The 22,326-nt window shown below is 72.4% G+C and carries 20 protein-coding genes; 8 read left to right on the top strand and 12 right to left on the bottom strand.

The genetic code is table 11. From position 1 onward, the window contains the following. Positions 1 to 80: 80 nt before the first annotated feature. The 5 genes from tal (at position 81) to AC6CH9_RS04375 (ending at position 5,408) form a co-directional block, all read left to right on the top strand. Positions 81 to 1,220 (top strand): transaldolase, encoded by a 1,140-nt coding sequence (gene tal / locus AC6CH9_RS04395; RefSeq protein ID WP_498153819.1) that lies wholly within the window; start codon positions 81 to 83, stop codon positions 1,218 to 1,220. A gap of 148 nt (positions 1,221 to 1,368) precedes the next feature. After that, positions 1,369 to 2,910 (top strand): glucose-6-phosphate dehydrogenase, encoded by a 1,542-nt coding sequence (gene zwf, locus AC6CH9_RS04390; protein ID WP_047232815.1) that lies wholly within the window; start codon positions 1,369 to 1,371, stop codon positions 2,908 to 2,910. 112 nt (positions 2,911 to 3,022) lie between these two features. Further along, the gene (gene opcA, locus AC6CH9_RS04385) at positions 3,023 to 3,940 is read left to right on the top strand and encodes a glucose-6-phosphate dehydrogenase assembly protein OpcA (protein ID WP_389271032.1); all 918 of its coding nucleotides are present in this window, start codon (positions 3,023 to 3,025) and stop codon (positions 3,938 to 3,940) included. Next, positions 3,937 to 4,725: a 6-phosphogluconolactonase gene (gene pgl / locus AC6CH9_RS04380; RefSeq protein WP_498153818.1), complete on the top strand. Its 789-nt coding sequence runs from the start codon at positions 3,937 to 3,939 to the stop codon at positions 4,723 to 4,725. Before opcA ends, pgl begins: the two co-directional genes overlap by 4 nt. Then, positions 4,722 to 5,408, top strand: a complete 687-nt coding sequence (locus AC6CH9_RS04375) for an O-methyltransferase (protein ID WP_498153817.1) — start codon at positions 4,722 to 4,724, stop codon at positions 5,406 to 5,408. The genes pgl and AC6CH9_RS04375 overlap by 4 nt, the downstream gene beginning before the upstream one ends. 36 nt (positions 5,409 to 5,444) lie before the next feature. Here the strand turns inward: AC6CH9_RS04375 and AC6CH9_RS04370 are convergent, their stop codons facing one another. The 9 genes from AC6CH9_RS04370 to uvrC all read right to left on the bottom strand — a co-directional run bounded on the left by AC6CH9_RS04370 (position 5,445) and on the right by uvrC (position 15,190). Further along, a complete protein-coding gene (locus AC6CH9_RS04370; protein WP_047232819.1) occupies positions 5,445 to 5,792 on the bottom strand; it encodes an RNA polymerase-binding protein RbpA in 348 nt (115 codons plus the stop codon). Positions 5,793 to 5,922: 130 nt separating this feature from the next. Continuing rightward, positions 5,923 to 6,165: a preprotein translocase subunit SecG gene (secG, locus tag AC6CH9_RS04365; RefSeq protein WP_087472975.1), complete on the bottom strand. Its 243-nt coding sequence runs from the start codon at positions 6,163 to 6,165 to the stop codon at positions 5,923 to 5,925. A 207-nt stretch (positions 6,166 to 6,372) separates the two neighbouring features. Continuing rightward, positions 6,373 to 7,146 (bottom strand): triose-phosphate isomerase, encoded by a 774-nt coding sequence (gene tpiA / locus AC6CH9_RS04360; RefSeq protein WP_389273089.1) that lies wholly within the window; start codon positions 7,144 to 7,146, stop codon positions 6,373 to 6,375. 109 nt (positions 7,147 to 7,255) lie between these two features. Further along, on the bottom strand, positions 7,256 to 8,455 hold the full coding sequence (locus tag AC6CH9_RS04355; protein WP_498153816.1) for a phosphoglycerate kinase: 1,200 nt from the start codon (positions 8,453 to 8,455) through the stop codon (positions 7,256 to 7,258). 158 nt (positions 8,456 to 8,613) lie between these two features. Beyond that, the gene (gene gap, locus AC6CH9_RS04350; RefSeq protein WP_498153815.1) at positions 8,614 to 9,618 is read right to left on the bottom strand and encodes a type I glyceraldehyde-3-phosphate dehydrogenase; all 1,005 of its coding nucleotides are present in this window, start codon (positions 9,616 to 9,618) and stop codon (positions 8,614 to 8,616) included. Between the two features lie 354 nt (positions 9,619 to 9,972). After that, positions 9,973 to 10,953 (bottom strand): DNA-binding protein WhiA, encoded by a 981-nt coding sequence (whiA, locus tag AC6CH9_RS04345; protein WP_378216391.1) that lies wholly within the window; start codon positions 10,951 to 10,953, stop codon positions 9,973 to 9,975. Positions 10,954 to 11,037: 84 nt separating this feature from the next. Continuing rightward, on the bottom strand, positions 11,038 to 12,009 hold the full coding sequence (locus tag AC6CH9_RS04340; protein ID WP_498153814.1) for a gluconeogenesis factor YvcK family protein: 972 nt from the start codon (positions 12,007 to 12,009) through the stop codon (positions 11,038 to 11,040). Then, entirely contained in the window at positions 12,006 to 12,992 is a 987-nt protein-coding gene (gene rapZ, locus AC6CH9_RS04335) for an RNase adapter RapZ (RefSeq protein WP_498153813.1), read from the bottom strand. The genes AC6CH9_RS04340 and rapZ overlap by 4 nt, the downstream gene beginning before the upstream one ends. A 20-nt stretch (positions 12,993 to 13,012) precedes the next feature. Then, positions 13,013 to 15,190, bottom strand: a complete 2,178-nt coding sequence (gene uvrC, locus AC6CH9_RS04330; RefSeq protein WP_498153812.1) for an excinuclease ABC subunit UvrC — start codon at positions 15,188 to 15,190, stop codon at positions 13,013 to 13,015. Between the two features lie 112 nt (positions 15,191 to 15,302). Here uvrC and AC6CH9_RS04325 point away from each other — a divergent pair, with 112 nt between their 5' ends. Further along, the gene (locus AC6CH9_RS04325) at positions 15,303 to 15,788 is read left to right on the top strand and encodes an OsmC family protein (protein ID WP_378233327.1); all 486 of its coding nucleotides are present in this window, start codon (positions 15,303 to 15,305) and stop codon (positions 15,786 to 15,788) included. A gap of 103 nt (positions 15,789 to 15,891) precedes the next feature. Here AC6CH9_RS04325 and uvrA read toward each other — a convergent pair whose 3' ends face one another. Next, positions 15,892 to 18,876 carry an excinuclease ABC subunit UvrA gene (gene uvrA, locus AC6CH9_RS04320; RefSeq protein ID WP_498153811.1) on the bottom strand — a complete coding sequence of 995 codons (2,985 nt, stop codon included), beginning with the start codon at positions 18,874 to 18,876 and terminating at the stop codon, positions 15,892 to 15,894. Positions 18,877 to 19,005: 129 nt separating this feature from the next. On the opposite strand from uvrA, the gene AC6CH9_RS04315 reads away from it, so the two are divergent. Both AC6CH9_RS04315 and AC6CH9_RS04310 read left to right on the top strand, forming a co-directional pair. Further along, the gene (locus AC6CH9_RS04315) at positions 19,006 to 19,713 is read left to right on the top strand and encodes an MBL fold metallo-hydrolase (RefSeq protein WP_498153810.1); all 708 of its coding nucleotides are present in this window, start codon (positions 19,006 to 19,008) and stop codon (positions 19,711 to 19,713) included. A 93-nt stretch (positions 19,714 to 19,806) separates the two neighbouring features. Continuing rightward, positions 19,807 to 20,106, top strand: coding sequence for a YciI family protein (locus AC6CH9_RS04310; protein WP_498153809.1), 300 nt, complete (start codon positions 19,807 to 19,809; stop codon positions 20,104 to 20,106). 9 nt (positions 20,107 to 20,115) lie between these two features. Here the strand turns inward: AC6CH9_RS04310 and AC6CH9_RS04305 are convergent, their stop codons facing one another. Further along, positions 20,116 to 21,246, bottom strand: coding sequence for a TerC family protein (locus AC6CH9_RS04305; RefSeq protein WP_498153808.1), 1,131 nt, complete (start codon positions 21,244 to 21,246; stop codon positions 20,116 to 20,118). Beyond that, on the bottom strand, positions 21,246 to 22,250 hold the full coding sequence (locus AC6CH9_RS04300) for a TerC family protein (RefSeq protein WP_047232829.1): 1,005 nt from the start codon (positions 22,248 to 22,250) through the stop codon (positions 21,246 to 21,248). Before AC6CH9_RS04300 ends, AC6CH9_RS04305 begins: the two co-directional genes overlap by 1 nt. Positions 22,251 to 22,326: the final 76 nt, after the last annotated feature.

Raw genomic sequence — 22,326 nt, 5'->3', positions numbered from 1 at the left:
GAACTGCCCCGGGAACCGGCCGCCGTGCGCGACCGCCCGGGAGCACGCCCGCAGCGAGAGCACCACCGAGAGGAAGTCCGATGACGCAGTCCCCCACCGTCCCCGGCCCCATCGAGCAGCTCACGGGAGCGGGCGTGGCCATCTGGCTCGACGACCTCTCGCGAGAACGGCTGCGCACCGGCAACCTCGCCGACCTCGTCGCGACGCGCGGCGTCGTCGGGGTCACGACGAACCCCACGATCTTCGCGGCGGCGCTCTCGAAGGGCGACGCCTACGACGCGCAGCTCGCCGAGCTCGCGCCCGACGGCGCGGACGACGCGGCGGTCGAGGCCGCCGTCGAGCGGATCACGACGGACGACGTGCGCGCCGCTGCCGACCTGCTGCGTCCCGTGTACGACGCGACCGACGGTGTCGACGGGCGCGTGTCGATCGAGGTGGACCCGCGCCTCGCGCACGACGCCGACAAGACGGTCGTCACGGCCGAGCGCCTCTGGGCCACCATCGACCGGCCCAACGTCTACATCAAGATCCCCGCGACCGTCGCGGGCCTCGACGCGATCTCCCGCACCCTCGCGCAGGGCATCAGCGTCAACGTGACGCTCATCTTCTCGCTCGCGCGCTACCGCGCGGTCATGGAGGCGTTCGCGATCGGGCTCGAGCAGGCGCGCGCGGACGGCATCGACCTCGCGCCGGTGGGCTCCGTCGCGTCGTTCTTCGTCTCGCGCGTGGACACCGCGGTGGACGCCGCGCTCGAGAAGGTCGGCACCCCGGAGGCGCTCGACCTGCGCGGCCAGGCCGCGATCGCCAACGCGCGCCTCGCGTTCGAGGCGTACGAGGAGTTCCGCCAGACCGACCGGTGGCGCTCGCTCGCCGCGTCCGGTGCGCACCCGCAGCGCCCGCTCTGGGCATCGACCGGCGTGAAGAACCCCGAGTACCGCGACACGATGTACGTCGACGAGCTGGTCACCGACGGCATCGTCAACACGATGCCCGAGGCGACCCTCCAGGCGTTCGCCGACCACGGCGTCGTCACGGGCGACACGATCACCGGCACGGCCGCCGCCTCCCGCCGCACGCTCGAGACCGTCGAGTCCTTCGGCGTCTCGCTCGTCGAGGTCACCGACCGCCTCGAGGAGGAGGGCGTGCGCAAGTTCGAGGACAGCTGGACCGAGCTGCTCGCGACGACGCGCGACAACCTGCGCCGCATCGCCTCCTCCTGATCCCGGCGCGCCTGACCGCCGGGCGGCGGTCAGGCGTCCGACCTGCGGGAACGACGACGCGACGACGCGCGCCGCCCGTATCATCCGCAGACGCCTCAGCCTTCTGCAGTCCTCCCGACCCCTCCTCGAAACGGAACGGTGCCACCAGGTGAGACCGGCCAAGATCACGCCAGAGCACAACCCGCTGCGCGACCCCCTCGACCTGCGCCTGCCCCGGATCGCGGGCCCCTGCGGGCTCGTCATCTTCGGCGTCACGGGCGACCTCGCCCGCAAGAAGCTCATGCCCGCGGTGTACGACCTGGCCAACCGCGGCCTGCTCCCCCCGGGCTTCGCGCTCACGGGCTTCGCGCGCCGCGACTGGGAGGACCAGGACTTCGCGCAGGTCGTGCACGACGCCGTCAAGGAGCACGCGCGCACGCCGTTCCGCGAGGCGACGTGGCGACAGCTCGCCGAGGGGATCCGGTTCGTGCAGGGCACGTTCGACGACGAGGACGCCTTCGAGCGCCTGCGCGAGACCGTCGAGACGCTGGACGCCGAGCGCGGCACGGGCGGCAACCACGCCTTCTACCTCTCGGTGCCGCCGAGCGCGTTCCCCGTCGTGTGCCGGCAGCTCTCCCGCTCCGGGCTCTCCCGCTCGGAAGGAGACGCCTGGCGCCGTGTCGTCATCGAGAAGCCCTTCGGCCACGACCTCGAGAGCGCCCGCGAGCTCGACGCCGTCGTCTCGGAGGTCTTCCCGCCCGACTCGGTGTTCCGCATCGACCACTACCTCGGCAAGGAGACGGTCCAGAACCTCCTCGCCCTGCGGTTCGCCAACCAGATGTTCGAGCCGATCTGGAACGCGAACTACGTGGACCACGTGCAGATCACGATGGCCGAGGACATCGGCATCGGCGGCCGCGCGGGCTACTACGACGGCATCGGCGCCGCGCGCGACGTCATCCAGAACCACCTGCTCCAGCTCCTCGCGCTCGTCGCGATGGAGGAGCCCGTGTCGTTCGACGCCCCGTCGCTGCGCGCCGAGAAGATCAAGGCGCTCTCGGCCGTTCGCCTGCCGCGCGAGCTGTCGAAGCACACCGCGCGCGGCCAGTACGCGGCCGGGTGGCAGGGCGGCGAGGAGGTCATCGGCTTCCTCGACGAGGACGGCATCCCCGCCGACTCGACGACCGAGACGTACGCCGCGATCCGCGTGGACATCGACAACCGACGCTGGGCGGGCGTCCCGTTCTACCTGCGCACGGGCAAGCGCCTCGGGCGCCGCGTGACCGAGGTCGCCGTCGTGTTCAAGAAGGCCCCGCACCTGCCGTTCGAGACGTCGCAGGCCTCCGACCTGGGCAACAACGCGCTCGTCATCCGCGTCCAGCCCGACGAGGGCGTCACGATGCGCTTCGGCGCGAAGGTCCCGGGCACCGCGATGGAGGTCCGCGACGTCACGATGGACTTCGGGTACGGGCACGCGTTCACGGAGTCCTCCCCCGAGGCCTACGAGCGCCTCATCCTCGACGTCCTGCTCGGCGACCCGCCGCTCTTCCCGACCCGCGAGGAGGTCGAGCTCTCGTGGAAGATCCTCGACCCGATCACCGCCCACTGGGCCGCCAAGGGCACGCCCGACCAGTACCGGTCCGGCACGTGGGGCCCGGAGTCGGCCGACGCGATGCTCGCGCGCGACGGCCGTTCGTGGCGGCGCCCATGACGGCCGCCGTCCCGGCGTCGACCCCGCGGAGCGCGGCGCCCCCGAGAGAGACCTACCGACCCCGTCGTGCCCCGCAGGGCGGCACGACCCTCCGACCGGCGAGGACCCCGCGATGATCATCGACCTGCCCGACACGACGACGAACGCGGTGAACAAGCGCCTCGTGCGGCTGCGCGACGAGGGCGGAGCGATCGCGCTCGGTCGCGTCCTCACGCTCGTCGTCATCGCGCGCGACTCCGACGTCGAGACGTCGATCGAGGCGGCGAACGACGCGAGCCGCGAGCACCCGTGCCGCGTCATCGTCGTGGCGCCGTCCGGCCGGAGCACCGTCCCGCACCTCGACGCCCAGATCCGCGTCGGCGGCGACGCCGGGGCGTCCGAGGTCGTCGTGCTGCGCACCGCGGGGCCGCTGCTCGAGCACGCCGACACGCTCGTCATGCCGCTCCTGCTCCCCGACGCGCCGATCGTGGTGTGGTGGCCGGGCCAGCCCCCCGCCTCCGTCGACGACGACCCGGTCGGTGCGATGGCCCAGCGCCGCATCACCGACTCGATCACGTCCAAGGACCCCGAGGCGACGCTCGCGCAGCTCGCGACGACGTACGGCCCGGGCGACTCCGACCTGGCGTGGGCACGCGTCACCCTGTGGCGCGGCCTCATCGCCGCCGCGCTGGACCAACCGCCGTACGAGCCCGTGACGAGCGTCCTCGTCGAGGGCCAGGCGAAGCACACCTCCCTCGACCTGCTCGCGGCGTGGCTCGGCTCTCGGCTGCGCTGCCCCACGCAGGTCGTGCGCCGTCGAGGCGCGGAGGCGATCACGCGCGTCACGCTCGAGCGCAAGAGCGGGCCGATCATCCTCGACCGTCCGGACGGGCGCATCGTGACCATCAGCCAGCCGGGCAAGCCCGACCGCCGCGTCGCGCTGCCCATCCGTACGCTGAGCGAGGCGCTCATCGAGGAGCTGCGCCGCCTGGACCCGGACGAGATCTACGGCGAGGTGCTCACCAAGGGGCTCCAGAAGGTGGGCGCGTGACCGCCGCCCAGCCCGGGGGCGCGACCGCGTCCCACGGGCGCCTCGTGGTCGTCCACCCCGACGCGGGCGTCCTCGCCGAGGCGGTCGCGTCGCGGCTCGTGACGCGCCTGCTCGACGTGCAGTCCGTGCGCAGCCCCGTGCACGTCGTGCTCACCGGCGGCACCGTCGGCATCGCGAGCCTCGCGGCGCTCGAGCGCCACCCGGCGCGCGACGCCGTCGACTGGTCGGGCGTGCACCTCTGGTGGGGCGACGAGCGCTTCCTGCCGGCCGGGGACCCGGACCGCAACGAGACGCAGGCGCGCGACGCGCTGATCGCTCACCTCCCCCAGCTCCCTGCCGCGAACGTGCACCCCATGCCTGCGGCGGACGTCGTGGCGACCCCCGAGGAGTCCGCCGCCTCGTACGCGGCGACGCTCGCCGAGCACGCCCCGGACGGCACCGAGGTGCCCGACTTCGACGTCCTCCTGCTCGGGATGGGACCCGACGGCCACGTCGCGTCGCTCTTCCCCGGGCACCCGGGGCTCGACGTGGCGGGCGTACCGACCGCCGGCGTCCACGGTTCGCCCAAGCCCCCGCCGGAGCGCGTGACGCTGACCTTCGAGGCCATCGCGCGCGCCCGTCAGGTGTGGGTCGTCGCCGCGGGCGCCGAGAAGGCCCCGGCCGTCGCGTCGGCGCTCGGCGGGGCTCCTGCGGCCGAGACCCCGGCGGCCGCGGTCACCGGCACCGAGCGCACGCTGTGGCTCGTGGACGCCGCGGCGGCAGGCACGCGGGACGCCGACCGATGACGCCGGGCGGCGAGCGCGTCGAGCCCGCAGCGACTTGGGACGCGGTCGACGCGTATTTCGCCCCGCTCGTGGGCGAGGACGAGGTGCTCGCCGCCGCCAGCACCAGGGCACGGGCCGCCGGCCTGCCCGAGATCCAGGTCTCGCCCGCGCAGGGCCGCTTCCTGCAGCTCCTCGCGCTCGCGACCGGCGCGCGCCGCGTGCTCGAGGTCGGCACGCTCGGCGGCTACTCGACGATCTGGCTCGCGCGCGCGCTGCCGCCGGACGGGGCGCTCGTCACGTGCGAGATCGACGCGGCTCATGCCGCGGTCGCGCAGGAGTCCCTGGCCGACGCCGGCCTCGCGGGGGTCGTCGACGTCGTGCTCGGTCCGGCCGCGGACACGTTGCGGCGCCTCGTCGACGAGGGCGTCGAGCCGTTCGACCTCGTGTTCGTCGACGCCGACAAGCCGTCGAACCCGGTCTACCTCGACCTGGCGATCCGGCTCTCGCGCCCGGGCACGCTCGTCGTCGTCGACAACACCGTCCGTGGCGGCGCCGTCGCCGACGCGGAGAGCACCGACCCGAACGTGCTCGGGGTCCGGGAGATGGTCGACCGCGTCGTCGCAGACCCCCGGCTCGACGCCACGGCCGTCCAGACCGTGGGGTCCAAGGGCTACGACGGGTTCGTGCTCGCGCGCGTGCGCTAACCAGCGCGCGAGGCCTCCGGCGCCCGGCCCGGAAGGTCAGCGACCCCGGCGAGCCCGCAGGGCGGCGAGCGCCTCGTCGAGGATCGCGACGCCGTCCTCGTCGCTGCGACGCTCCTTCACGTACGCGAGGTGCGTCTTGTAGGGCTCGTTGCGCGACGGCGTCGGCGGGTTCTCCCGGTCCTGCCCGGCCGGGAACCCGCAACGCGGGCAGTCCCAGGTCTCGGGCGCCTCGATCTCCGCCTCCGAGGAGAAGCTGGGCCGCGTCTCGTGACCGTTCGCGCACCAGTACGACACCCAGAAGCGCGGCGCGATCTCGCCGCGCTCGGACTCCCCGAGCGGTCCCGCCCCGACGCGCGACCCGCGGATCGCGTTACCACCTGCCACGTGCTCTCCCCCGTCCGTGCCGTCGTCGGCACTCGATCCTGCCCGTACCGCGCCGTCCGGCGCGGCTGCCCCCTGCCGACTCCTCGAGCCCTGCTCGACCGCGCGACGCCCCGTGTGGGACGTCTGCGGGTCAGCTCACCTTCTGGAGGAGCCCCAGGAGCACGATGACGACCGCCCAGACGAGGGCGAACGACACGGTGATCCGGTTGAGGTTGCGCTCGGCGACGCCGGAGCTGCCCACCGAGCTCGAGATCCCGCCACCGAACATGTCGGAGAGCCCGCCGCCCTTGCCCTTGTGCATGAGCACGAGCAGGGTGAGGAAGCCGCTGGTGAGGACCAGCAGGATCTGGAGGATGATGCGCAGCACGTCCACGAGTACGTCCTTGAGGCTCAGGGCCGTCCCGACCGATGTCGAGCGCGACCGCACGGTTGTCGTGCGCAGGCGTGACCTGCCGCACAGGGGACAAGAGTAGGCGACGGGAGGCCGCTGCGGCCAACCCCGGCCGCCGTCGTCTCACGTCAGCGGCCGACGGCCCCGGGATCCGCTCCCGGGGCCGTCGGCGCGAGGGTCTCGCGGAGGTCAGGCCCCGGTCGCGTGCGACTGGTAGCGCGCGATCTTCGCGAACTCCTCGGGGTCGAGGCTCGCGCCGCCGACGAGCGCGCCGTCGACGTCAGGCTGCGCCATGATCGCGGCGACGTTGGACGACTTGACCGAACCGCCGTACAGGATGCGCGTCGCGTCCGCGAGGTCCGCGTCGTACAGGTCGCCCAGCGCGCCGCGGATCGCACCGCAGACCTCCTGCGCGTCCTCCGGCGTCGCGACCTCGCCCGTGCCGATGGCCCAGACGGGCTCGTACGCGATGACGAGCGTCGCGAGCTGTGCGGCGGGGATGCCCGCGAGGGCGCCCTCGACCTGGGCCAGCGTGTAGGCGATCTGCTCGCCTGCCTTGCGGACGTCCAGGCCCTCGCCCACGCAGAGGATCGGGGCGACACCCTGACCCACCGCGGCGACGATCTTCTCGTTGACCAGCGCGTCGGTCTCGCCGTGGTACTGACGGCGCTCGGAGTGGCCGATCGCCACGTAGCTCACGCCGAGCTTGGCGAGCATCGTCGCCGAGATCTCGCCCGTGTAGGCACCCTCGAGGTGCGCGGACACGTCCTGCGCGCCGTACTTGAGCTCGAGCTTGTCCGCGTCGACGAGCGTCTGCACCGACCGGAGGTCGGTGAAGGGCGGCAGCACGGCCACCTCGACGGCCGCGTAGTCGTGCTTCGCGTCCTTGAGGGTCCACGCGAGCTTCTGCACGGTGTGCGTCGCCTGGTGGTGGTCCAGGTTCATCTTCCAGTTGCCCGCCATGAGCGGGGTACGGCTGTTCGCCACGGTCCTTCTTCTCTCTGTGGGGGTCGCACCGCCCGCGCGCACGGCGTGCCGCGGGCGGTGCGTGAGGATGGTTCGGGAGGGGCGCTCAGCCCTCGAGGACGGAGATCCCCGGGAGGTCCTTGCCCTCGAGGAACTCGAGGCTCGCGCCACCACCGGTCGAGATGTGGCTGAAGCCCGCCTCGTCGAAGCCGAGGATGCGGACCGCGGCGGCCGAGTCGCCGCCACCCACGATCGTGAACGCGCCGTTCGCGGTCGCGTCGACGAGCGCCTGGGCCACGGCACGCGTGCCGCCCGAGAACGCCTCGAACTCGAACACGCCGGCGGGACCGTTCCACACGACCGTCTTCGCGTCGACGATCTTGCTCGCGAAGAGCCGCGCCGACTCGGGGCCGATGTCGAGGCCGATCTTGTCGGCCGGGATCGCGTCCGCGGCGACGACCTCGTGCGGCGAGTCCGCGGCGAACGCGTCGGCGACCACGATGTCGGTCGGCAGGACGATCTCGACGCCGTTCTTCTCGGCGTCCGCGAGGTAGCCCTTGACGGTGTCGATCTGGTCCTCCTCGAGGAGGGACTTGCCGACGCCGTAGCCCTTGGCGGCGAGGAACGTGAACACCATGCCGCCACCGATGAGCAGGCGGTCCGCCTTGGTGAGCAGGTTCGCGATGACGCCCAGCTTGTCCGAGACCTTCGACCCGCCGAGCACGACCGCGTACGGACGCGCGGGGTCTTCCGTCGCCTTGCGCAGGGAGTCGACCTCCTTGAGGACGAGCTCGCCGACCGCGGACGGGAGCACCTGGGCGACGTCGTAGACCGACGCCTGCTTGCGATGCACCACGCCGAACCCGTCGGAGACGAAGACGTCCGCGAGCTGCGCGAGGTCGCGCGCGAGCGACTGACGCTCCGCGTCGTCCTTCGACGTCTCGCGCGGGTCGAACCGGATGTTCTCCAGGAGCGCGACCTCGCCGTCGCCGAGGGCGGCCACGGTCTCACGCGCCGAGTCGCCGACGACGTCCTGTGCGAGGTGGACCGGCACGCCGAGCAGCTCGCCGAGGCGCGCGGCGACGGGAGCGAGGGAGTACTTCGCGTCCGGCTCGCCCTTGGGGCGGCCCAGGTGTGCCGTGACGATCACCTTCGCGCCGGCGTCCGTGAGCTTCTTGAGCGTCGGGAGCGCGGCGCGGATGCGGCCGTCGTCCGTGATGGTCGTCCCGTCGAGCGGGACGTTGAAGTCGGAGCGGACGAGGACGCGCTTGCCGCGCAGGTCGCCCAGGGAGTCGATGGTCAACATGTGGTCTCCTACGGTTCGGTCGCCGTCGTACGGGGCGCCTGCCGAGGACCGGCCGGGCCCGCACATGAGGACGTCCGCGTGCGCGTCACCGGGCGGTGCCGGGACGCGCACGCGGACGCATGGTTGCTACGCAGGGTCGTGCTGCGTCAGCAGGTGGCTCAGAGCTTGTCGCCGACGAGCTGCGTGAGCGCGACGAGGCTGTTCGAGTAGCCCCACTCGTTGTCGTACCAGGAGACGACCTTGACCTGGTCGCCGATCACCTTGGTCAGCTTCGAGTCGAAGATGCTCTGGTGCGGGTCCGTGACGATGTCGCTCGAGACGATCTCGTCCTCGACGTAGGCCAGGACGCCCTTGAGCGGGCCCTCGGACGCGGCCTTGACCGCGGCGTTGACCTCGTCCACCGTGACCTCGCGCGAGGCGGTGAAGGTGAGGTCCGTCGCCGAGCCGGTGATGACCGGGACGCGCAGCGCGAAGCCGTCGAGCTTGCCCTTGAGCTCCGGCAGGACGAGCGACACGGCCTTGGCCGCACCCGTCGAGGTCGGGACGATGTTCTGCGCGGCGGCGCGGGCGCGACGCAGGTCGCGGTGCGGGCCGTCCTGCAGGTTCTGGTCACCCGTGTAGGCGTGGATCGTGGTCATGAGACCGCGCTCGATGCCGATCGAGTCGTTGAGCGCCTTCGCCAGCGGGGCGAGGCAGTTCGTGGTGCACGACGCGTTCGAGATGATGTGGTGCGCGGCCGGGTCGTACTGGTCCGAGTTCACGCCGACGACGAACGTCGCGTCCTCGTTCTTGGCCGGGGCCGAGATGATGACCTTCTTGGCGCCGGCGTCGATGTGCGCCTTCGCCTTGGTCGCGTCGGTGAAGAAGCCGGTCGACTCGATGACGATGTCGGCACCCAGCTCGCCCCAGGGGAGGTTCGCGGGGTCGCGCTCGGCGAGGGCACGGATCTTCTTGCCGTCGACGATGATGTTGTCGTCGTCGAAGTCCACGCTCTTCGGGAAACGGCCGAGGACCGTGTCGTACTTGAGCAGGTGCGCGAGCGTCTTGTTGTCCGTGAGGTCGTTGACGCCCACGATCTCGATGTCGGCGCCCGACTCGACGATGGCGCGGTAGAAGTTCCGTCCGATACGACCGAAGCCGTTGATACCGACGCGGATGGTCACAATGCCCTCCTCAGGGCGCGCCGGTTGTCCCGACGCACACGGTTGATGCCGAACGATCACGTACGCCGTCGTACGCAGGTGGTGATCGCGCCCGTGCCCCGCTGCCCGAGATCCCGGCACAGCACCCTCCGTGCCCGTGGACCGTCACGGCGACAGCCGGGACCACCCACGCCCACGAGGGGTGTCAGCGAAGGAGCACGTCGTTGTCACCTGACGCATCCGAGCCTATACCAACACCACGCCAGCGTGTGACCTGGATCCCACGGTTCGGGACCATCGTCCCGTCGGTGCATGACGTCCAGGTGCCGGGCGGGTCGCCGGCCTGGTCGCCGGACTGCTCGCAGGCCGGCAGCGTCAGAGGTCGAGCAGCTCCGGGCTCAGGCCCGCCTCGGTGTCGGGGATGCCGAGCTCGGCCGCGCGCTTGTCGGCCGTGGAGAGCAGGCGGCGGATACGGCCCGCCACGGCGTCCTTGGTCAGCGGCGGGTCCGCGAGCTGCCCCAGCTCCTCCAGTGACGCCTGCTTGTGCGCGAGCCGGAGCTCGCCGGCCTCGCGCAGGTGGTCGGGCAGGTCCGGGCCGAGGATCTCGAAGGCCCGCTCGACGCGCGCGCCGGCCGCGACCGCGGCCCGGGCCGAGCGGCGCAGGTTCGCGTCGTCGAAGTTCGCGAGCCGGTTAGCGGTGCCACGCACCTCGCGCCGCGCCCGGCGCTCCTCCCAGACCTGCACGGTCTCGGTCGCACCCAGGCGCGTGAGGAGCGCACTGATCGCGTCCCCGTCCCGGATCACGACGCGGTCGACGCCACGCACCTCGCGCGACTTCGCGGAGACGCCCAGGCGGCGGGCCGCGCCGACCAGGGCGAGCGCGGCCTCCGGCCCGGGGCAGGTGATCTCGAGCGCCGACGACCGGCCCGGCTCGGTGAGCGACCCGTGCGCCAGGAACGCGCCGCGCCACGCCGCCTCGGCCTCCTCCACCCCGCCGGAGACGACCTGCGGCGGGAGCCCTCGCACGGGCCGACCTCGCTGGTCCAGGAGGCCCGTCTGGCGGGCCAGCGACTCGCCGTCGCGCACCACGCGCACGACGTACCGGCTGCTCTTGCGCAGCCCGCCCGCCGACACGACGATCAGCTCGCTCGTGTGCCCGTAGACGTCCGCGATCGTCTCGCGCAGGCGGCGCGCCGCGATCGCGGTGTCGAGCTCGGCCTCGATGACGACGCGGCCCGAGATGAGGTGCAGCCCGCCCGAGAAGCGGAGCATCGCCGAGACCTCCGCCTTGCGGCACGAGGTCTTGTCCACCCGCAGTCGAGCCAGCTCGTCCTTCACCTGTGCCGTGAGCGCCATGCGGGACATCCTGCCATCGATGCCGTGGCGTCGCGGCGGCTAACCGGGCGCCCGTGGGCCGCCGGTGCCTGCGTCCCCGCAGGCTCAGCGCGCGGGCGAGCCGACGTCGCCGAGGAAGTCGTCGAACACGTCCCGGTACGCCGCCGCCAGGCGCAGCGCGTCGTGCCGCGGCGTGCCGTCACCGCGCCGCACCTGCCGCAGGAGAAGGCGTGCACCCATGCGCGCGGACGCCTCTGCGAGCTGCTCCGTGTCCTCGACGGCGGACGGGTCCGCGACGACGGCGTCGATCCGGAGACCGGGCGCGTGCTTGTGCAGCGCCTCGAGGTGGTCCGTCGCCGACAGCCCGTAGGTCTCCCCCGTCTCGCTCGACAGGTTGAGCGTCACGCAGCGGCGCGCGGAGCTCTCGTGCAGGGCGCGCGCGAGGTCGGGCACGAGCAGGTGGGGCATCACCGAGGAGAACCACGACCCCGGTCCGAGCACGACCCAGTCCGCCTCCTCGACGGCCTGCACCGCCTCCGCGCACGCGGGCGGGTCCGCAGGCACGAGTCGCAGCTGCTCGATGCGACCGTGCGTGACGGCGACGTGGCTCTGCCCGACGACCGTCTCCAGCCGGTCCCCGGTCCGCACGTCGGCCTCGATCCCGAGGGGCACCGACGCCATGGGCAGCACGCGCCCGCGGGCGCCGAGGAGCTTGCCCACCCAGTCGAGCCCGGCGACCGGGTCGTCGAGCAGCTCCCACAGCGCGACGATGAGCAGGTTGCCCACCGCGTGGTTGTCGAGGTCCCCCTCCGACGTGAACCGGTGCTGGAGGAGCGCGCTCCACGTGCGGCCCCACTCCGAGTCGTCGCACAGGGCCGCGAGCGCCATGCGCAGGTCTCCCGGTGGCAGGACGCCGAGCTCGGTGCGCAGGCGCCCGGACGACCCGCCGTCGTCGGCCACGGTCACGACGGCGGTCAGCCGGTCGGACATGAGGCGCAGCGCGGACAGGCTCGCGGACAGACCGTGGCCGCCGCCCAGGGCGACGACGGCAGGGTTGCGCTGGGCGACCACGATCACTCCTTGCCGAGGTCGCGAGCGGTGACGATGACGCGCTGGCCCTGCGCGCGCAGGCGCGCGGCGATCGCCTCGCTGATCGCGACGGAACGGTGCTTGCCCCCGGTGCAGCCGACGGCGATCGTCACGTAGCGCTTCTCCTCGCCCAGGTAGCCGGCGAGCACCGGCTCGAGCGCGTTCACGTAGCGGTCGACGAACTCGAGCGCACCAGGGCGCCCGAGCACGTAGTCCCGTACCGGGGCGTCTCGCCCGGTGAGGTGACGCAGCTCGGTGATCCAGTACGGGTTCGCGAGGAACCGCACGTCGACCACGTGGTCGGCGTCGAGCGGCAGCCCGTACTTGAACCCGAACGAGACGACGTTGATCCGCAGGGTCTCGGGCGTCCCGTCCGCCACGGCGGCACGGACCTCGCGTGCGAGGTCGTGCACCGTGAGCTCGGACGTGTCGATGACGACGTCGGAGCGCTCCTCGAGGCTCGCGAGCAGCCGCCGCTCCTCGGCCAGGCCGTCGAGGATGCGCCCCTCCCCCTGGAGCGGGTGCGGGCGCCGGACCTGCTCGTACCGGCGCACGAGCACCTCGTCGGACGCGTCGAGGAACAGGATCCGGTAGAACACCCCGCTCTGGCGGAGGTGGTCGAGCACCTCGACGAGGTCGGTGAAGAACTCGCGGCCGCGCACGTCGACGACCGCCGCGATGCGCTCGAGCGCCGAGCCCGACCGCGTCATGAGGTCCACGAGCGGGACGATCATGCGCGGCGGCAGGTTGTCGACGACGTACCAGTCGAGGTCCTCGAGCACGGCCGCGGCCCGGGTGCGCCCGGCGCCGGACATGCCCGTGATGATGAGCACCTCGGCCTCGCGCGGCTCCGGGGCGTGGGTCGCCGCCTCGATCGCGGGGATCCCGCTGGGGACCGTGGTCGGTGAGGGCTCCGGCGCGCGGGCGGGCGGCCCCTGCGGGCTGAGGTCCGGGGTCGGCTCCGAGGTCATGGCACCAGCATGCCAGCCGCTCACGCCCGGGCCGTGGCCCCGTCGCCCACCGGAGTGTCCCCGGCGCGCTCGGGCACGTCCTCCGGGCGCGCGGCGCCGTCCGCGGGCGCCGACGCCGTGGGGGCCGCGTCCGTGGACGGCTCGGCGGCTCCGCCCAGGGCGGCGACCACGGCGCGCGCCGTGCGCTCGCCCATGCCCCGCACGGTCGCGATCTCCTCGACGCTCGCGGCCCGCAGCCGCTTGAGCGAGCCGAAGTGCTTGAGGAGCGCGGTGCGCCGCGCCGGACCGAGGCCCGGGACGTCGTCGAGCGCGGACGCGGTCATGCCCTTGCTGCGCTGCCTGCGATGCTGGGCGATGGCGAACCGGTGCGCCTCGTCGCGCACGCGCTGGAGCAGGTAGAGGCCCTCCGACGAGCGCTGGAGGATCACCGGGTAGTCGTCTCCCGGGACCCACACCTCCTCGAGGCGCTTGGCGAGGCCGCACAACGCGACGTCGTCGATCCCGAGGTCGGCCAGCGCCCGGGCGGCGGCAGCGACCTGCGGGGGGCCGCCGTCGACCACGACGAGATTCGGCGGGTAGGCGAACCGCGCTCGCTTGTCCACGGGGGCGTCGGCGTCGACCTCGCCGCTGCGCGGGACGTACCCCGCGGCCTCCGCTGCCCGCTCCGCACGGCGGTCCGGGGCGTCGGACCCGGTCGCGACGTCGTCGGCCTCGAGGTCCAGCTCGACCTCGCCCGAGCGCGAGCGGTCGGACAAGTAGCGCTTGAACCGACGCGTGATGACCTCGTACATCGCCGCGGTGTCGTCCGCGGCCCCGTCGCCGTCGGGCCCGCGCACGGTGAAGTGGCGGTACTCGCTCTTGCGCGCGAGGCCGTCCTCGAACACGACCATCGACGCGACCTGGTACGTGCCCTGGTTGTGCGAGACGTCGTAGCACTCGATCCGCAGCGGGGCGGTGTCGAGGTCGAGCGCCTCCTGGATCTCGCGCAGCGCCTGGCTGCGCGTCGTGAGGTCGCCCGCGCGGCGCGTGCGGTGCAGGGCGAGCGCGTGCTCCGCGTTCGCCCGCACGGTGGCGGCGAGCTCCTTCTTGTCGCCGCGCTGCGGCACGCGGACGTCGACGCGAGCGCCCCGCAGCCCCGAGAGCCAGGTCGTGACCTGCTCGGTGTCCGGTGGCAGGACGGGGACGAGCACCTCGCGCGGGACGACGTCGCGCGCGCCGGCCCGGCCCTGACCGGTCCCCTGGTCGGCCGCCGCGGCCTCCTCGGCCGCACCGTAGACCTGCTGGAGCAGGTGCTCGACCAGCTCCGCGTCGGTCACGTCCTCGACCTTCTCGACGATCCAGCCGCGCTGGCCGCGGATCCGCCCGCCGCGCACGTGGAACACCTGGACGGCCGCCTCGAGCTCGTCGCCCACGAGCGCGAAGACGTCCGCGTCGGTGCCGTCGCCGAGCACGACCGCGTTCTTCTCGGTCGCGCGCTGGAGCGCGACGATGTCGTCGCGCAGGCGCGCCGCGGCCTCGTACTCCATCGCGGCGGCGGCCTCGTTCATCTTGCGCTCGAGACGGCGCACGAAGCGCTGCGTGTCTCCCGCCATGAAGTCGCAGAAGTCCTCGGCGAGCGCCCGGTGGTCCTCGGGCGTGATGCGCCCGACGCACGGCGCCGAGCACTTGTCGATGTACCCCAGGAGGCACGGGCGGCCCGTCTGGTGGGCTCGCTTGAACACGCCCGCCGAGCACGTGCGCACCGGGAAGACGCGGAGCAGGAGGTCGAGCGTCTCGCGGATCGCCCACGCGTGCCCGTAGGGACCGAAGTACCGGGTGCCGGGCCGCTTGGCGCCGCGCATGACCTGGGCGCGGGGGAACTCCTCCCCCATCGTCACCGCGAGGTACGGATAGGACTTGTCGTCGCGGTACTTGACGTTGAACCGCGGGTCGAACTCCTTGATCCAGGAGTACTCGAGCGCGAGCGCCTCGACCTCGGTGCCGACGACGGTCCACTCGACGGACGCCGCGGTCGTCACCATCGTCTGCGTGCGGTGGTGCAGGTTCGCTACGTCCTGGAAGTAGTTCGACAGGCGCGCGCGCAGGTTCTTGGCCTTGCCGACGTAGATCACGCGCCCGTGGTCGTCGCGGAACCGGTAGACGCCAGGCGAGGTGGGAATCTCCCCCGGCGCCGGGCGATAGGTCGCGGGATCAGCCATGCTCTCCAGCCTAGGTGAGGCCACCGACGCTGCGGTGGCACGGGACGTGCGGGTACGGCCGTGCGGCGGAGACGTGGTGTGACCTGCGCCACTGCCCGTTAGGGTGGCCGCCATGAGCGCACAGCACGGGTACGCCGCCACGGTCCGCTGGACGGGCGCGGGCGACAGGGGCACGGCCTCCTACACCGCCTACGGCCGGGACCACGACGTCCTCCTCGAGGGAAGGCCGCCGCTGCCCGGGTCCGCGGACCCCGCGTTCCGGGGCGACCCGACGCGCTACAGCCCGGAGGAGCTGTTCGTCGTGAGCCTCTCGCAGTGCCACATGCTGTGGTTCCTCCACCTCGCCGCGGCGGCGGGCGTCGTCGTGCGGGAGTACGTGGACGACGTCACCGGCACGATGCGCGTCGAGTCCGGCGGCGAGGGACAGTTCACCGACGTCACGCTGCACCCCCGCGTCGTGGTCGACGACGGTCCGGGGACCGACGAGGAGTCGCTGGCCGCCCTCCACCACCGCGCGCACGACCACTGCTTCATCGCGCGCTCGGTGAACTTCCGCGTGCTCGTCGAGCCTGCGCCCGCGCGGCGGGCCGCCGCCTGAGCACTCCGTCCGTGGTCGTCGACGCCCGCGGTGACGCTCCGTGGACGCGTCACCGCGGGGTCGCCCGACGACGGCGCGCCGAGTCTCCGCTGCCGGGTCGCGGCTAGGCCGCGGAGGCCTTGCGGCGCGAGCGCGTCGTGCCCTCGTCCGTCGCCCGGCGGGCCTTCGCCGAGCGGCCCTTGGCCCCCTTCGCGGCGGGTGCCTGCGCGGCGCCGGGCTTCGTCGGCGTACCGACCGGCACCGGGTCGTGCTGGTCGAGGATCTCCGCGAGGAAGCGTCCGGTGTGGCTCGCCTCGACGCGCGCGACCTGCTCGGGCGTGCCCTGCGCCACGACCTTGCCGCCCCCCGAGCCACCCTCAGGTCCCATGTCGACGACCCAGTCCGCGCTCTTGATGACGTCGAGGTTGTGCTCGATGACGAGGACGCTGTTGCCCTTGTCGACGAGCGACTGGAGCACGCCCAGCAGCTTCCGGATGTCCTCGAAGTGCAGGCCCGTCGTCGGCTCGTCGAGCACGTAGATCGTGCGCCCCGTCGAGCGCTTCTGGAGCTCGCTCGCGAGCTTCACGCGCTGCGCCTCACCGCCGGAGAGCGTCGGGGCCGGCTGACCGAGACGGACGTACCCGAGTCCGACCTCGACGAGCGTCTTGAGGTGCCGCGAGATCGCGGGCACGGCCGCGAAGAACTCCGCGGCCTCCTCGATCGGCATGTCGAGGACGTCGGCCACGGTCTTGCCCTTGAAGTGCACCTCGAGCGTCTCGCGGTTGTAGCGCGCGCCGTGGCACACCTCGCACGGCACGTAGACGTCCGGGAGGAAGTTCATCTCGATCTTCAACGTCCCGTCGCCCGAGCACGCCTCGCAGCGGCCGCCCTTGACGTTGAACGAGAAGCGCCCGGGCGTGTACCCGCGCACCTTGGCCTCGGTCGTCTCCGCGAAGAGCTTGCGCACGTGGTCCCACACGCCCGTGTACGTCGCCGGGTTGGACCGCGGCGTGCGTCCGATCGGCCCCTGGTCCACGTGCACGACCTTGTCGAGGTGGTCCAGGCCCGTGACGCGCGTGTGCCGGCCGGCGACCTGCCGCGCGCCGTTGAGCTCGTTGGCGAGGACCGTGTAGAGGATCGAGTTCACGAGCGTCGACTTGCCCGACCCCGACACCCCGGTCACGGCGGTGAACGTCCCGAGCGGGAAGCTCACGTCGATACCCGTGAGGTTGTGCTCTCGCGCGCCGACGACCTTGACCTGGCGGCTCGGGTCCGTCGGGCGGCGCTCGGCCGGGAGCGGGATGCTGCGACGGCCCGCGAGGTAGGCGCCGGTGACCGACTCCGGCGCCTCCAGCAGACCGGCGTAGTCGCCGGAGTGCACGACGCGACCGCCGTGCTCGCCCGCGCCCGGGCCGATGTCGACCACCCAGTCCGCGGTGCGGATGGTGTCCTCGTCGTGCTCGACGACGATGAGGGTGTTCCCGAGGTCGCGCAGGCGCGTGAGCGTCTCGATGAGGCGGCGGTTGTCGCGCTGGTGCAGGCCGATGCTCGGCTCGTCGAGGACGTAGAGGACGCCGACGAGGCCGGAGCCGATCTGCGTCGCGAGGCGGATGCGCTGCGCCTCGCCGCCGGACAGCGTCGCGGCGGGGCGCTCGAGCGAGAGGTAGTCGAGGCCGACGTCGAGCAGGAAGCCGAGCCGCGCGTCGATCTCCTTGAGCACCTCCGTCGCGATGGCGCGCTCGCGCGCGCCGAGCTCGAGCGCCCCGAGGAACGCCGCGGCCTCGCGCAGCGGGAGACGGCACACGTCCCAGATGGACTTGCCTCCCACCTTGACCGCGAGGACCTCGGGCTTGAGGCGCGCGCCCTGGCACACGGGGCACGGGACCTCGCGCATGAAGGCCTCGTACTTCTCCTTGGACCAGTCCGACTCGGTCTCCGTGTGCCGGCGCTCGAGGAACGTGATGACGCCCTCGAACCCGGTCGAGTACTGCCGCTCACGACCCCAGCGGTTCTTGTACCGCACGTGGACCTGGTGGTTCTGACCGTGGAGGACGGCCTTCTTGGCGCGCTCGGGCAGCGCCCGCCACGGCGTGTCCATGGAGAACCCGAGGTCGTCCGCGAGCGCCGTGAGGACCCGCTCGAAGTACTCCGAGGAGATCTGCGCCCACGGTGCGACCGCGCCCTCGGCCAGCGACTTCTCGACGTCCGGCACCACGAGGTCGGGGTCGACCTCGAGGCGGAAGCCGATGCCCGTGCACTCGGGGCACGCGCCGTAGGGAGCATTGAAGGAGAACGTGCGCGGCTCGATCTCGTCGAGCGCGAGCTCGTGGTCGTTGGGGCAGGCCCGCTTCTCGGAGAAGCGGCGCTCGCGCGCCGGGTCGTCCGCGTCGGCGTCGACGAGCTCGATGACGACGAGACCACCCGCGAGGCCGAGCGCGGTCTCGACCGAGTCGGTGAGCCGGCGCTGCACGCCCTCGCGTGCCACGAGGCGGTCGACGACGACCTCGATGTCGTGCTTGAGCTTCTTCTCCAGCGCGGGCACGTCGGTGAGCGTGCGCACCTCGCCGTCGACGCGGGCGCGCGCGAAGCCCTTGGTCTGGAGCTCCTTGAAGAGCTCTGAGTACTCTCCCTTGCGCCCGCGGACCACCGGCGCCAGCACCTGGTACCGCGTGCCCTCCGGCAGCTCGAGGAGCCGGTCGACGATCTGCTGCGGCGTCTGCGCGGTCACGCGCTCGCCGCAGACCGGACAATGCTGCGTGCCGGCGCGCGAGAAGAGCAGGCGCAGGTAGTCGTAGACCTCGGTGATGGTGCCGACGGTCGAGCGCGGGTTGCGGTTCGTGGACTTCTGGTCGATCGACACCGCGGGCGACAGGCCCTCGATGAAGTCGACGTCGGGCTTGTCCATCTGCCCGAGGAACTGGCGCGCGTACGCGGACAGCGACTCGACGTAGCGGCGCTGCCCCTCCGCGAAGATGGTGTCGAAGGCGAGCGACGACTTGCCCGAGCCGGAGAGCCCCGTGAAGACGATGAGCTTGTCCCGCGGGAGGTCGAGGTCGACGTTGCGGAGGTTGTGCTCGCGGGCACCGGAGATGACGAGGCGATTGCTCACCGCAGCATCGTACGACCGACCGCCGACATTCGCACAGGTGTTCGACGTCACCTTCGCGCGTCCTCCGACGAACGCTCACCGCAGGCCCACCCGCGGTCCTGACGCGGACCGGCGCGGCAGACTGACCCCATGGTGTACACGGGACAGGTCGTCGTCGGCGGGCCGAGCGACCGGCGCCGCCTCGACGAGGTCGAGATCCGCAAGCTCGCCGTCGGACCGCTCGCGAACGACGTCTACCTCCTCACGTGCCGGCGCACGGGTGCCCAGGTCCTGATCGACGCCGCGGACGCGCCCGACGACGTCCTCGCGCTGGTCCGCGACGGGTCGCCGGCCGCACGCCTCGACGTCGTCGTCACGACGCACCGCCACGCGGACCACCTGCGCGCACTCGCCTCGATCGTCGCGGTCACCGGCGCGACGACGGCCGTCGGGGACCTCGATGCCGACGCGGTCGCGGCGGCCGCGGACGTGCACGTCACCCGCCGTCTCCGTCATGGCGACGTCGTCCGCGCCGGGGACCTCGCACTCGAGGTCGTGGCGCTGCGCGGGCACACGCCGGGATCCGTCGCGCTGGCCTACCGCGAGCCCGCCGAGGTGCACGAGCCGGAGGCGGTGGCGGGCCGGGTGCACCTGTTCACGGGCGACTCGCTGTTCCCGGGCGGCGTCGGGAACACCCAGCGCGACCCGGCCCGCTTCGAGCGGTTGCTCACGGACGTCTCGGAGCGCGTCTTCGACCGGTTCGACGACGCGACGTGGGTCTACCCCGGCCACGGCGCGGACACGACCCTCGGCGCCGAGCGCCCGCACCTCGGCGAGTGGCGCGAGCGCGGCTGGTAGCGGGGGGCCGACCAGCCCGGGTCGCCGCCGCCGGTGACGACCGAAGCGCGGACCCGACCGCGCGCCGTCGGGCGGTCCTGGTTCACTGACGGCATGCCGATCCACGCCGTCACCTACGTCTACGCCGATCGCGTCCCGGAGCTCGACGCCCTGCGTCCGGAGCACCGCGCGTTCCTGAGCGACCTGTACGCCCGGGGCACGCTCCTGGCGTCCGGCCCGCTGCCCGCGCACGAGGGCGCACCCGCCGGGGCGCTGCTCGTGCTCGACGGGGAGACGCCCGACGCCGTCGCCGCAGTCCTCGACGACGACCCGTTCGGGCGGGCGGGCCTCGTCGCCGAGCGCACGGTCCGCCCGTGGGCGCCGGTCATCGGCGACTGGGCCCACCGGGCCTGACCAGGCGCGCTAGCGCGCGGCGCCGTCCTGCGCGCCCGTGCCCCACGGCGGCGCCTCGCCGGTAGACGCGACCTCGTCGACGGTCTCGTCCGCAGGCGCCTCGACCGCGTCCTCGACGGGACCGGCGACGTCGTTCGTGGCGACCGTCGCGGCCGGGCCGTCCTGGGCGTGCAGCGCGCGCGTCCGCAGCAGGCTCGCGACGGTCGTGACGGCGAGCGCACCGACGATCACGACGAGCGACAGCCAGATCGGGACCGTCGGGACGGCGTCGAGATGCTCGCCGCCGTTGATGAACGGCAGCGTGTTCTCGTGCAGCGCCTCGAGGACGAGCTTCACGCCGATGAACCCGAGGATCACCGCGAGACCGATCGGCAGGTAGACCAGCCGCTCGAGCAGGCCGCCCAGCAGGAAGTAGAGCTGGCGGAGCCCCATGAGCGCGAAGACGTTCGTCGTGAAGACGATGAACGGGTCCTGGGTGAGCCCGAAGATCGCCGGGATCGAGTCGAACGCGAAGAGCAGGTCGGTGCTGCCGATCGCGAGGAACACGATGACCAGCGGCGTGAAGACCCGCTTGCCGTCCTCGACCGTGCGCAGCCGGCCGCCGTCGTACTGCGTGCCCAGCGGCAGCACCTTCCGCAGTGCCCGCACGGCGCGGTTCTCGTGGTACTCCTCCGGCTCGTCCCCGCCGGCCACGAGCTTGATCGCCGTGTAGATGAGGAAGGCGCCGAACAGGTAGAACACCCACACGAACTGCGCGATGATCGCCGCGCCCGCAAGGATGAACGCCCCGCGCAGGACGAGCGCGACGATGATGCCGACCATCAGCACCCGCTGCTGCTGGTCCCGCGGCACCGCGAACCTCGCCATGATGATGACGAACACGAAGAGGTTGTCCACGGAGAGGCTGTACTCCGTGAGCCACCCGGCGTAGAACTCCCCGGCCGGTGCCGCCCCGCCGACCGCGCCGACGATCGCCCCGAAGACGAGGGCGAGCGCGACGTAGAAGCCGACCCACAGCGCGCTCTCGCGCATCGAGGGGACGTGCGGGCGACGCCCCACGACGAACAGGTCGACCAGGAGCAGCACCGCGAGCGCCGACAGCGACGCCCACTCGAACCAGACGGGGAGCTCGTGAACCATCAGCGTGAGCCCTCCGAGCTCTCGACGGAGCGCCGGCGGTCGGCGCGGTCCTTGGCGAGGCTCGCGACCGTGGTGATCGTGAGCACGACGACGATGAACCCGAGGGACAGCGCGGTCGGGATCTCCGGGATGACGGTGATGTGCTCACCGCCGTTGATGAACGGCACCTCGTTCTTGTGCAGCGCGTGGATGAGCAGCTTGACGCCGATGAAGCCGAGGATCGCCGCGAGGCCGTACGCGAGGTACACGAGGCGGTCGAGGAGGCCGTCGATGAGGAAGTAGAGCTGGCGCAGGCCGAGCAGCGAGAACGCGTTGGCGGCGAACACGAGGTAGGTCTCCTGCGTGAGCCCGAAGATCGCCGGGATCGAGTCGACCGCGAAGAGCAGGTCGGCGCTGCCGATCGCGATCATCACGATGAGCATCGGGGTGATGTAGCGCTTGCCGTCGATCTTCGCCGTCATCTTGTCCTCGACGTACGTCTCCGTCGTCGGGAACAGGCGGCGGGTCAGCTTGAGCGCGCCGTTCTCGTGGAACTCCTCGTCGTGGCCCGAGCCCGCCTTGACCTGCGTCCACGCGGTGTAGAGCAGGAACGCGCCGAAGACGTAGAAGATCCAGCTGAAGTTCTCGATGAGGGCCGCGCCGAGGAAGATGAAGATCGTCCGCAGGACCAGCGCGATCGTGATGCCGATGAGCAGCACCTTCTGCTGGTAGAGCCGCGGGACGCGGAAGCTCGTCATGATGAGGACGAACACGAAGAGGTTGTCGACCGACAGGCTCTTCTCCGTGATGTAGCCGGCGAAGTACTCGCCGCCGTACGTCGAGCCCCAGACGGCCCAGACGATCCCGCCGAAGGCGACCGCGACGGCGACGTAGCCCGCGGACCACCAGGTGGCCTCGCGCAGGCTCGGGGCATGCGGGGTGCGCACGTGCCCGACGTAGTCGACGGCGAGCATCGCGAGGATCACGCCGATGGTGACGAGCCAGGCCCAGACAGGCACATCCATGAAGATTCCTCCGGTACGTGGGGAGCACTGTGTACCGAAGGTCTCTTCCGCCACGCACCGCCACGCGCACCCGCAC

This window comes from Cellulosimicrobium sp. GQ32, assembly GCF_059758455.1.
Note: the sequence above shows the minus strand (reverse complement) of the source record. Positions and strands in the feature narration are given on the sequence as shown.

Coding starts and splice junctions, on each gene's coding strand:
- AC6CH9_RS04310 (WP_498153809.1), top strand. CDS start 19,807: ATGCCGATCCACGCCGTCACCTACGTCTACGCCGATCGCGTCCCGGAG.
- AC6CH9_RS04325 (WP_378233327.1), top strand. CDS start 15,303: ATGAGCGCACAGCACGGGTACGCCGCCACGGTCCGCTGGACGGGCGCG.
- AC6CH9_RS04305 (WP_498153808.1), bottom strand. CDS start 21,246: ATGGTTCACGAGCTCCCCGTCTGGTTCGAGTGGGCGTCGCTGTCGGCG.
- tpiA (WP_389273089.1), bottom strand. CDS start 7,146: ATGGCGGGCAACTGGAAGATGAACCTGGACCACCACCAGGCGACGCAC.
- rapZ (WP_498153813.1), bottom strand. CDS start 12,992: ATGACCTCGGAGCCGACCCCGGACCTCAGCCCGCAGGGGCCGCCCGCC.
- AC6CH9_RS04300 (WP_047232829.1), bottom strand. CDS start 22,250: ATGGATGTGCCTGTCTGGGCCTGGCTCGTCACCATCGGCGTGATCCTC.
- uvrC (WP_498153812.1), bottom strand. CDS start 15,190: ATGGCTGATCCCGCGACCTATCGCCCGGCGCCGGGGGAGATTCCCACC.
- AC6CH9_RS04355 (WP_498153816.1), bottom strand. CDS start 8,455: ATGTTGACCATCGACTCCCTGGGCGACCTGCGCGGCAAGCGCGTCCTC.
- whiA (WP_378216391.1), bottom strand. CDS start 10,953: ATGGCGCTCACGGCACAGGTGAAGGACGAGCTGGCTCGACTGCGGGTG.
- AC6CH9_RS04375 (WP_498153817.1), top strand. CDS start 4,722: ATGACGCCGGGCGGCGAGCGCGTCGAGCCCGCAGCGACTTGGGACGCG.
- AC6CH9_RS04315 (WP_498153810.1), top strand. CDS start 19,006: ATGGTGTACACGGGACAGGTCGTCGTCGGCGGGCCGAGCGACCGGCGC.
- opcA (WP_389271032.1), top strand. CDS start 3,023: ATGATCATCGACCTGCCCGACACGACGACGAACGCGGTGAACAAGCGC.
- tal (WP_498153819.1), top strand. CDS start 81: ATGACGCAGTCCCCCACCGTCCCCGGCCCCATCGAGCAGCTCACGGGA.